This window comes from Pedobacter sp. 01T416_2, assembly GCF_056398925.1.
The window spans coordinates 1-10,278 of the sequence record NZ_JBFTQI010000165.1; the positions used below are offsets into that span (position 1 = coordinate 1).

Sequence of the window (10,278 nt, forward strand, 5' to 3'; positions counted from 1 at the left end):
GAACACGACCTTGAAATTATTCCGATTTTAAATAAAATGGATTTACCTGGGGCAATGCCAGAGGAAGTAAAAGACCAGATTATTGATTTAATTGGATGTAAACGAGAAGATATTATTCCTGCATCGGGTAAAACCGGAATGGGTATTCCTGATATTATCCAGGCCATTGTAGACCGTGTTCCAGCTCCGGTTGGTGACCCAGAAGCACCTTTGCAAGCTTTGATTTTCGACTCTGTTTTTAACTCATTCAGGGGAATTATTGCTTATTATAAAGTAGTAAACGGCGAAATTAAAAAAGGCGACAAAGTAAAATTCATTAATACTGGCAAAGAATATCTGGCTGATGAGGTTGGAATTCTGAAACTGGATATGTCACCACGTAATGTGGTAAAAACCGGAGATGTGGGGTACATTATTTCTGGTATTAAAGAAGCCAGAGAGGTAAAAGTGGGTGATACAATTACAACTGTTACCAGACCATCGCTTGATTCGATTCAAGGTTTTGAAGAGGTGAAACCAATGGTTTTTGCTGGAATTTACCCTGTTGATACGGATGAATTTGAGGAGCTGCGCGAAGCCATGCACAAGTTGCAGTTGAATGATGCTTCTATCGTTTTCGAACCTGAGAGTTCTGCGGCATTAGGCTTTGGTTTCCGTTGTGGTTTCTTAGGAATGCTGCATATGGAGATTATCCAGGAGCGTTTAGAACGCGAGTTCGATATGACTGTAATTACAACGGTTCCCAACGTATCGTACATTGCACACACTACAAAAGGTGATGAGTTTATTGTAAATAACCCATCTGATTTGCCAGATCCAAGTAAAYTGGATTCGGTTGAAGAACCTTATATTAAAGCAAATATTATTACCAAGGCTGACTTTGTTGGTCCAATAATGTCGCTTTGTATCCAAAAACGGGGAGCGATTATTAATCAATCATATCTAACATCAGACAGGGTTGAATTGGTTTTCGAAATGCCAATGGCCGAAATCGTATTTGACTTCTATGACAGGTTAAAAACACTTTCTAAAGGATATGCTTCGTTTGATTATCACCAAATTGGTTACCGCAAATCTGATTTGGTACGCCTTGATTTATTGTTAAACGATGAGCCTGTTGATGCGTTATCCTCACTGATTCACCGTAGCAATGCTTACGATTTTGGAAAGAAAATCTGTGAGAAATTAAGAGAGTTAATCCCTCGTCAACAATTCGAGATTAAAATACAGGCATCAATTGGCGCTAAAGTTATTGCCCGCGAAACACTGAGTGCTTTACGTAAAGATGTAACGGCTAAATGTTACGGTGGTGATATTTCCCGTAAACGTAAGTTATTGGAAAAGCAGAAAAAGGGTAAAAAACGTATGCGCCAGGTTGGAAACGTAGAGATTCCACAAAGTGCATTTATGGCGGTTTTGAAATTAGATTAAAAATTAGATATGAGATGATAGATATGAGACATTAGACAATTTGTTCGATCTCAGATCTCAAATCTCATTTCTCACATCTTTTAGAATGAAATTATTAGACGGTAAATACGTATCAGAAAAAGTTAAAGTTCAAATTGCAGAAGAAGCTGCCGAATTTTTAAATAAAAGTGGTCGCAAGCCACACCTAGTTGCTATTTTAGTTGGTAACGATGGAGGAAGCGAAACCTATGTGGCCAGTAAGATGAAAAACTGCGAAAAAGTTGGTTTTAAATCATCGTTACATAGATATGATAACTCGGTAACTGAAGCTGAATTATTGGCGAAAATTGAAGAAATTAACCAGGATGATGATGTAGACGGATTAATTGTTCAATTGCCTTTGCCAAAACACATCGATCCGGAGAAGGTTACCGAAAAGATCGATCACCGTAAAGATGTTGATGGATTTCACCCGGTAAATTTGGGTAGAATGATGCGCAACCTGCCTTGCTTTATCCCGGCTACACCTTATGGTATTTTATTGATGCTGCAGGAATACAATATCGATACTACCGGAATGCACTGTGTGGTTGTTGGTCGTAGTAATATTGTGGGTAGCCCAATGAGCATTTTAATGGCCCGCAATGCCAACCCTGGCAATTGTACTGTAACACTTACCCATTCTCGTACTAAAGATTTAAAAGAACAGGTTCTCCAAGCAGATATTGTGATTGCCGCTATTGGTAAAAAGAATTTTGTTACTGCCGATATGGTTAAACCTGGTGCCATTATTATCGATGTAGGTATTAACCGCGAAACTTCTGCTGAAACCAAATCCGGCTTTAAGTTATATGGTGATGTAGATTTCGAAAACGTAGCACCCAAAGCTTCTTACATTACGCCTGTTCCTGGTGGTGTGGGTTTAATGACTATTGTTGGTCTATTAAAAAACACGTTAGCATCAGCTAGGAAAGAGATATATTCTTAAGCCTAAAGGTGAAAGCTTAAAGACTAAAGAAGGAAAAGCGGTTCAAGAAGATTGAATCGCTTTTTTGTTAATTGAAAAGCGGTTAGCCAATACCCAGCTTACAATAGCCAATTTGCTTTACCAATGAACATATGATAATGAACCAATATAATTCATCTGTGTTCATCCTTTTAGGCTGTGGTTAAAAATCAACTCCAAAGTTTACTCCACCAGCTTTCTTCAAAACCGATATAGAGGCCATCCTCGCGCAACTCAGTTGGATAGATATTGATATAATCACCTTGTCCCTCTGCTCCCCTTCCCGTGGTTAAACTGTATTCGTACCGATGGATTGGACAAACCAGATGCCCGTTTTTGCACCAGCCACCACTAAAATGACCCCCAGCATGCGGACAATGCGATTGGGTTGCGGTAATTTTGTCTTCATTGTTAATCAAACAAATTTGTTTTCCCGCAACTTCTATTGTTTTAATTGTATCAGGACGGGGAATTTGATTATTATTTAACGCCTTAAACCACTTCATGCAGCTAAAATACAGCAAATAAATATCAGTCTTATTTCATCTTTACATTAAATTTCAAAAGAGGAACAGCATCACCATATTTTTTTTGGATATTTGCATCCTCAAAAATGAAACAAGACATACCAGAAGACGGCACATTACTTCCTTTAATGGAAGAATTTTATACCATACAGGGCGAAGGATTTAATACTGGTAAAGCAGCTTATTTTATCCGTTTAGGGGGCTGCGATGTAGGCTGCCATTGGTGCGATGTGAAAGAAAGCTGGGATGCCGAAATGCATCCACTTACGGCTTCGGATATAATTGTTGAAAACGCCGATAAATTTCCGGGTAAGGCTGTTGTAATTACAGGTGGCGAACCTTTGATTTATAACCTTGATTATTTAACCAACAAATTAAAAGAAAGAGGTATTCTTACCTTTATCGAAACATCTGGTGCCTACCCACTTTCTGGAAATTGGGACTGGATCTGTTTATCACCAAAGAAATTTAAAGCACCAAGACCAGATATTACACCTTTTGCGCACGAATTAAAGGTGATCGTTTTTAACAAAAGCGATTTTAAATGGGCTGAAGAATACGCGGCTATGGTGTCTCCTGCCTGTAAATTATATCTGCAGCCAGAATGGTCTAAATCAAAAGAAATTACACCATTAATTATTGATTATGTAATGGCAAACCCAAAATGGGAAATTTCTTTGCAAACACACAAATTTTTAAATATTCCTTAAAAACAATACATTAGCTTTATAACCAAATGTTAATGTAATGAAATTTCGTTTAGTCCTCTTCTTTAGCATACTGAGTATTTATTGTTTTGGGCAAAGTTCCCTAAATAAAAAAGCACAGGTTTTTTTTGAAAAATCCGGCCCATTTATTGACAAATTAGATTATGCTGCTGCCGAACAGGTATTAAAAAGTGCGGTTGAAGCTGATCCGTTATTTCAGAATGCCTACATTGTGCTTGCTGGCGTTTATAAAGCACAAAAAAAGTATGCTGAAGCCAAAGCAGCTTACGAAAAAGCCATATTGATCAATAAAATTGTAGCTCCGGCTGTAATTTACGGCTTGGCTGAAACCGAATTTGCAACTCAGGATTATTTAAAATCGAAACAGCATTTTAGTGAATTTTTAACATTAGATCCTTCATCTGATAGAGCAAAAAGAGCAAAGAAATATCTTTTAGATTGTGATTTCGCCGCCATAACAATCAATAAACCCGTAAAATATAGTCCAGCAAATTTAGGTGAAGGTGTAAATACAACCAATGCTGAGTACTTTCCTTCTCTAACTGCTGATGGCGAAAACTTGGTTTTTACCCGCCAGGTAAATGGTAATGAAGATTTCTGGACATCACAGCTTAAAAGCAGTAAATGGGGTGCCGCTATTCCTTTATCCAGCAAAATAAATACTATTCGATACAATGAAGGAGCCCAAACCATTTCACCTGACGGGAAGTACCTTTTTTTTACGGGATGCAACCGACCAGATGGCCTGGGTAGGTGTGATATTTATGTTTCACACCGTGAGGGAAAAGATTGGGGCGAACCTTACAACGTTGGGAAACCCGTTAATTCAGAATATTGGGAATCACAACCAGCAATCAGTCCTGACGGAAGAACCTTGTATTTTATAAGCAACAGACCCGGTGGCTCAGGAGGGTACGACATATGGAAAAGCACCATTACCGATGATGCTAAATGGGGACCTGCCATTAACCTTGGGCCTGATATCAACACGGTCTATGATGAAAATACACCATTTTTACATGCTGATGGAAGAACTTTGTATTTTTCTTCTGATGGTTGGCCAGGTTTTGGAAACAAAGATATTTATTATAGTAGAATGGATAATGATGGCAAGTGGCAAAAGCCAATTAATATCGGTTATCCGATCAATTCTTTCGAAGATGAAAGTGGTTTGGTAGTAAGTGCCGATGGAAATTTCGGATTGTTTTCTTCGAATTTAAAAGGAGGTTTTGGCTTACAGGATATTTATAGCTTTGGAATTCCTGAAGTAGCTAAACCGCTGAAGGTTTCTTATGTGAAAGGAATTGTAAGAGACCGGGATACTAAAAAAACGATCGAAAGTAATGTTCAGGTGGTTGATCTGAAAAGCAATAAAACTGTTTTCGACGATTATACTGATCCAGAAACGGGTCAGTTTTTAGCGGTAATGCCTGTTGGGAGTAATTATCTGTTTAATGTAAATGCCGAAGGTTACATGTTTTACTCTGAAAACTTTGAGCTCAAGGCAGGAGATATCAATAAACCTTACCAGATTGAAGTTTACATCGAAAAAATAAAGCAAGGTGGAAATGTAACCTTAAGAAACATTTTCTTCGATACCAATAAGTTTAATCTTTTGCCCGCCTCTATCCGTGAACTGGATCTACTTATCGATTTTTTGCACCAAAACGAAAACGTACAGATTGAGATTCAGGGTCATACCGATAATGTTGGCGATGACAAGCTGAATGAGAAATTATCATTTAACCGGGCAAATGCTGTTTATGAATACCTGATTAAAAATAGTATTGATGCTAAAAGACTTACTTTTAAAGGATTTGGAGCAAGTAAACCGATCGCTGATAATAAAACTGAATCAGGTAGGAAAAACAATCGTAGAACATCGTTTGTAATTACTAAAATATAATTGGCAAATTTTATGGAAATAGAAATTGAAGATTACGATATAGAAATTATTATGTTAGAGCAATATAAGCACCTAAATCTTATACTAGAAAGCTGCTATTGTACTGGATGTAAAAAGATGTCTACCATTACGAATTATAAACCTTATTTAAATAAATTAAATGATATTATTTTAAAAGGCTTTTGTTTTAAATGTGGTGGACCAGTAAATCGCTATATCGAAACTGGAGAAAATATTCAAAGCGCAGCGGTTGCCTCGCACATTAAAAATGTGCTTCAAATCTCAAGGAACAAGAAGAAGTAGTACAACTTAATGAAAAATAAAAATGTCTCAGCATTACGGAAACCATAAGAGATTTTATCCACCTTTTCATTTTTTCACAATACCCTTAGCGGTTTTAGGATTAGGTTTTGCCATTTATTGTTGCATAGCCGTACCTACTATAATTACGGGCTTGCTTGTGCTTGCATTCTTCCTGATTGCCATTATAGCTGTAATGGCACGGATGTTTGCACTTAAGGCACAGGACAGAGCTGCAAGAGCCGAAGAAAAGTTGCGTTATTACATTCTTACTGGTAAAGCACTTCCGAGTGAGCTGAGAATGGGGCAAATTATGGCTTTGCGTTTTGCTGGTGATGAAGAATATTTGGCTTTGGTTGATAAAGCTGTGGCTGATAAGTTATCTCCTGATGAGATTAAGAAAGTCATTAAAAATTGGCGCGGAGACTATCATAGGATATAACGGTGACTTGTCATTCTGAACTTAGTGAAGAATCCTCCGCTTATGAAACACAAGTTGAAATTTATTTAATAAAGATTCTTCATTGCATTCAGAATGACAAGAATATTTGCCGTATTAAAACTTCTTCCCTTTTAGTACCCTTATTTCAGAGCCTCCAGCCAGGAATACAGAATCAGGCTTAGCATCGTTTAAAAAAGAAAAATCATTTCCGTAGTTAATTCCAAAATCGACATCAATTTTATAGTCTTTTACCGAATAAATTTGCCAGCGCGGATGTTCAACACCGTATTCAGATGTTTTATTCGCTCCAATTTTAGTATAACCCCAATAATGCTCTGTAATAAATTCTTCTTCGCTACCAATCCGTATTTCTTCTGCCTTTGAAGAAGCTATAACTGAAAAATTATGCCAGGTTCGGTTCTTCCAGCGATAATCTACCTCAAGCTGATGTTCTTGTTCAATCCAAACATGTTTCATCGGAAATGTTTGGTAATTCTCCTTATAAATGGTGTTGGCTACAAAGGTGATGGCAGGCTTGGGTACAAATTCTTTAATAAATACCACGCCTCTTTTCCACGTATCTCCATCCTTAAATTTGACATAAAATCTTAAGTTAACCTCTTCGAAATTAGTGTGAAATGGAATATTAAAGCCTCGCAGCCTAACATCAACAAACATAAAGCCGACTAAACTCACATAATATTTACCTTGCCAATCATCTAGTTCGGTTTGTGGAGGGAGGTATTTCGAAAGTATTTCTTTATCTACAGCATATTGTGCCAAAGCCAGTTTACGCCATTCTGCAGTAAGAAATACTTTCGGACTGTTCAAGATTATAATATAGCTTGTCTGATTCGGATCAGTTTGGTTAAAGTTTCTTCCAACAGGTCTAAATGTAACATATTGGCACCATCTGATTTTGCATTTGCAGGATCAGGGTGTGTTTCGATAAATAAACCATCTGCTCCTACTGCAATTGCTGCTTTAGCGATAGTCGAAATCAATTCTGGCTTACCACCAGTAACACCACTACTTTGATTAGGTTGTTGTAGGGAATGTGTGCAATCCATTACTACCGGAACGCCGAAACCCTGCATTTCGGGTAAACCACGGTAATCAACAATCAGATCCTGATAACCGAAAGTATTACCTCTATCTGTTAAAATAACTTTGTTGTTTCCGGCTTCTTTTACTTTCTCAACCGCAAACTTCATAGAACCTGCAGAAAGGAACTGACCTTTTTTAACGTTTACTACTTTTCCAGTTTCGGCGGCAGCAATTAATAAATCAGTTTGGCGACATAAAAATGCAGGGATCTGCAATACATCAACATAAGCAGCTGCCATTGCGGCCTCACCACTTTCATGGATATCGGTAACTGTTGGCACGCCAAATTCTCTACCAATCCTTTCTAAAATGCGCAAAGCTTTTTCATCGCCAATGCCGGTAAAAGAACTTCCTTTGCTCCTATTTGCTTTTCGGTACGAACCTTTAAAAATATATGGGATCTGAAGTTTATCAGTAATTGTAATAATCTTTTCGGCAATTCTCATGGCAATATCCTCGCCTTCAATAGCGCATGGACCAGCCATTAAAAAGAAATTTCCCGAATCTGTATTTTTTAATTTATCTAAATAGTTAAGCATAGTTGAGATGTGGGATGTGAGACATAAGATATAAGATCTGAGTTTATCTCAAATCTAGCTTCTCCTATCTCACACCTAATTTTTAATTTCCTAGTTCTGACATGAATTTAATCCGCATCAATTGAATTTCTTCGCGGGTATAATCGGTTTCGCCTAACTCGTTAAGCGCTTCATCGATAGAATCGCTTTCAGCAGCTCTGAAATAGTCAAATACTTCATCCTGTCTATCATCATCAATTACTTCATCAATGAAATAGTTTAGGTTAAGTTTAGTACCAGAGTTTACAATCGATTCTACTTCTTTGAGAATTTCTTCATAGGTGATGCCTTTCGAATCGGCAATATCTTCCAAACCAATCTGCCTGTCGATATTTTGAATGATCGAAACCTTCATCTGCGATTTATTGGCCTGAGTTTTAATAATCAAATCGATTGGACGTTCGATATCGTTATCCTCGACATATTTTTTGATCAATTCGATAAAAGGTGTCCCAAATTTCATCGCTTTACCCGAACCTACACCAGAAATCTGGCGAAGCTCTTCCGTCGTAATCGGGTAATGTGTACACATTTCCTCTAAAGATGGATCCTGGAAAACTACGAATGGTGGAACACTTTTTTGCTTCGCAATTTTTTTACGTAGCTCTTTAAGCAATGATAAAAGATGGGTATCTAAAGCACCTGTACCTTGCTTTACATCATCGTCATCGTCATCAGCACCGTTCTCTATTGGTTCGTTTAGTATGAATTTAAGGCTATAGGGGTTGATAATAAAATCTCTTCCCTGTTTGGTTAATTTTAATAAACCGTAATTGTCAATGTCCTTAAAAAGGTAATTATTTAAAACAGCCTGGCGGATAATCGATTTCCACATCAGCTCGCCTTCTTCTTTACCGCTTCCAAATTCAGGAATCTTACTGTGTTCGTAAGCAATGGTTTGAGCGGTTTCTAAACCTAAAAATACATTTAACAAGTGTGCATCATCAAATTTTTCGCCTGATTTTTCGATAAATTTCAAAACTGTCGACAATTGACTTTCTGCATCAAATTGCTTTTTAGGCTTTTTACAGTTATCACACATGCAGTTACAGCCCGTTTCGTTAAAGTTTTCACCGAAATAATGAAGGATCTGCTTAGCCAGCTTGTCTACGTCTTTTTGAGCGTAGAAAGCAATACACACGCCTTCGCCACCATCACGTCCGGCCCTGCCAGTTTCCTGGTAATAACCCTCCATACTTTTAGGTACGTCATGGTGAATCACAAAGCGAACATCGGGTTTATCTATCCCCATACCAAAGGCAATGGTTGCTACAATAACCTCAGCATCTTCCATCAAAAATTTATCCTGCGTTTCAGCCCTAACCTTTGGGTCTAACCCCGCATGATAAGGCAAGGCACTAATTCCATTCAGATTCAATGCTTCTGCCACTTCCTCAACCTTTTTACGGCTAAGACAGTAAATAATCCCAGATTTGCCCGGATTAGATTTGATGTACTTAATAATTTCTTTGGTGATGTCTCTTTTAGGTCGGATTTCGTAAAATAAGTTGGGCCTGTTAAATGACGATTTAAACAACGTTGCTTCCGTCATTCCAAGATTCTTCATAATATCCTGCTGTACTTTTGGCGTAGCAGTTGCGGTTAATGCAATAATTGGAATGTTATTCCCCAATCCTGCAATAACCTGTTTAATCTTACGATATTCTGGCCTGAAATCGTGCCCCCATTCAGAGATACAATGCGCTTCATCAACGGCAACGAAAGAGATTTTAATCAGATTTAAAAATTCAATATTATCCTGCTTCGCCAGAGACTCTGGCGCAACATACAATAACTTAGTCTGACCGCTTAAAAGATCAGATTTAACTTGAGTAATTTCAGATTTATTTAGGGATGAATTAAGAAAGTGAGCAATACTGTCATTTCCACCAAAGGCCCTTAATTGGTCAACCTGGTTTTTCATCAATGCAATTAGTGGAGAAATTACAATTGCTGTCCCCTCACTCATTAAAGCGGGTAACTGATAGCAAATAGACTTCCCTCCGCCTGTTGGCATAATAACAAATGTGTTATTGCCTTCTAAAATATTTGTAATGATCGACTCCTGATCACCTTTGAAATTGTCAAACCCGAAGAAATTTTGTAGGTTATCAAATAACGACTTTTTCACGTCCATTTTGTGTAATAAAATATGCGATGCTATTTTTGTATCCAAAATAACATAATTTTACAAGAATTTCAAGTATTAACAGACAATTATTTTCTCTTTGAAAAGTAAAAAATCAATAATCCAATCGGCTGTAAGCACATTAG

General features: G+C 37.5%; 10 protein-coding genes. 6 read left to right on the forward strand and 4 right to left on the reverse strand.

Features of this window, described 5'->3' with window-relative positions; genetic code table 11:
- A partial coding sequence (gene lepA, locus AC1DPQ_RS09290; protein ID WP_477608944.1) for a translation elongation factor 4 occupies positions 1 to 1,431 on the forward strand: 1,431 nt, incomplete at its 5' end.
- An 85-nt stretch (positions 1,432 to 1,516) separates the two neighbouring features.
- The gene (locus AC1DPQ_RS09295) at positions 1,517 to 2,398 is read left to right on the forward strand and encodes a bifunctional 5,10-methylenetetrahydrofolate dehydrogenase/5,10-methenyltetrahydrofolate cyclohydrolase (protein WP_477608946.1); all 882 of its coding nucleotides are present in this window, start codon (positions 1,517 to 1,519) and stop codon (positions 2,396 to 2,398) included.
- 188 nt (positions 2,399 to 2,586) lie between these two features.
- On the opposite strand, the gene AC1DPQ_RS09300 is transcribed toward AC1DPQ_RS09295, so the two are convergent.
- A complete protein-coding gene (locus AC1DPQ_RS09300) occupies positions 2,587 to 2,922 on the reverse strand; it encodes a Rieske (2Fe-2S) protein (RefSeq protein ID WP_215128819.1) in 336 nt (111 codons plus the stop codon).
- 107 nt (positions 2,923 to 3,029) lie between these two features.
- On the opposite strand from AC1DPQ_RS09300, the gene AC1DPQ_RS09305 reads away from it, so the two are divergent.
- Genes AC1DPQ_RS09305 through AC1DPQ_RS09320 form a run of 4 tightly spaced genes read left to right on the forward strand, consistent with a single transcriptional unit; the run spans position 3,030 to position 6,319 of the window.
- A complete protein-coding gene (locus AC1DPQ_RS09305) occupies positions 3,030 to 3,653 on the forward strand; it encodes a 7-carboxy-7-deazaguanine synthase QueE (RefSeq protein ID WP_477608948.1) in 624 nt (207 codons plus the stop codon).
- Between the two features lie 37 nt (positions 3,654 to 3,690).
- The gene (locus AC1DPQ_RS09310; protein WP_477608950.1) at positions 3,691 to 5,577 is read left to right on the forward strand and encodes an OmpA family protein; all 1,887 of its coding nucleotides are present in this window, start codon (positions 3,691 to 3,693) and stop codon (positions 5,575 to 5,577) included.
- Positions 5,578 to 5,589: 12 nt separating this feature from the next.
- Positions 5,590 to 5,880: a hypothetical protein gene (locus AC1DPQ_RS09315; protein WP_477584907.1), complete on the forward strand. Its 291-nt coding sequence runs from the start codon at positions 5,590 to 5,592 to the stop codon at positions 5,878 to 5,880.
- A gap of 22 nt (positions 5,881 to 5,902) precedes the next feature.
- Positions 5,903 to 6,319 (forward strand): DUF6526 family protein, encoded by a 417-nt coding sequence (locus AC1DPQ_RS09320; protein WP_477584906.1) that lies wholly within the window; start codon positions 5,903 to 5,905, stop codon positions 6,317 to 6,319.
- 114 nt (positions 6,320 to 6,433) lie between these two features.
- On the opposite strand, the gene AC1DPQ_RS09325 is transcribed toward AC1DPQ_RS09320, so the two are convergent.
- The 3 genes from AC1DPQ_RS09325 to AC1DPQ_RS09335 form a co-directional block, all read right to left on the reverse strand.
- Entirely contained in the window at positions 6,434 to 7,150 is a 717-nt protein-coding gene (locus AC1DPQ_RS09325; RefSeq protein WP_477584905.1) for a YqjF family protein, read from the reverse strand.
- 2 nt (positions 7,151 to 7,152) lie between these two features.
- The gene (gene kdsA, locus AC1DPQ_RS09330) at positions 7,153 to 7,965 is read right to left on the reverse strand and encodes a 3-deoxy-8-phosphooctulonate synthase (RefSeq protein WP_029275158.1); all 813 of its coding nucleotides are present in this window, start codon (positions 7,963 to 7,965) and stop codon (positions 7,153 to 7,155) included.
- Positions 7,966 to 8,047: 82 nt separating this feature from the next.
- Positions 8,048 to 10,141 (reverse strand): RecQ family ATP-dependent DNA helicase, encoded by a 2,094-nt coding sequence (locus AC1DPQ_RS09335; protein ID WP_477608952.1) that lies wholly within the window; start codon positions 10,139 to 10,141, stop codon positions 8,048 to 8,050.
- Positions 10,142 to 10,278 lie beyond the last annotated feature (137 nt).

Excerpts from the sequence above, each read along its gene's own strand:
- AC1DPQ_RS09295 (WP_477608946.1), top strand. The coding sequence starts at position 1,517 with ATGAAATTATTAGACGGTAAATACGTATCAGAAAAAGTTAAAGTTCAA.
- AC1DPQ_RS09300 (WP_215128819.1), bottom strand. The coding sequence starts at position 2,922 with ATGAAGTGGTTTAAGGCGTTAAATAATAATCAAATTCCCCGTCCTGAT.
- AC1DPQ_RS09305 (WP_477608948.1), top strand. The coding sequence starts at position 3,030 with ATGAAACAAGACATACCAGAAGACGGCACATTACTTCCTTTAATGGAA.
- AC1DPQ_RS09310 (WP_477608950.1), top strand. The coding sequence starts at position 3,691 with ATGAAATTTCGTTTAGTCCTCTTCTTTAGCATACTGAGTATTTATTGT.
- AC1DPQ_RS09315 (WP_477584907.1), top strand. The coding sequence starts at position 5,590 with ATGGAAATAGAAATTGAAGATTACGATATAGAAATTATTATGTTAGAG.
- AC1DPQ_RS09320 (WP_477584906.1), top strand. The coding sequence starts at position 5,903 with ATGTCTCAGCATTACGGAAACCATAAGAGATTTTATCCACCTTTTCAT.
- kdsA (WP_029275158.1), bottom strand. The coding sequence starts at position 7,965 with ATGCTTAACTATTTAGATAAATTAAAAAATACAGATTCGGGAAATTTC.
- AC1DPQ_RS09335 (WP_477608952.1), bottom strand. The coding sequence starts at position 10,141 with ATGGACGTGAAAAAGTCGTTATTTGATAACCTACAAAATTTCTTCGGG.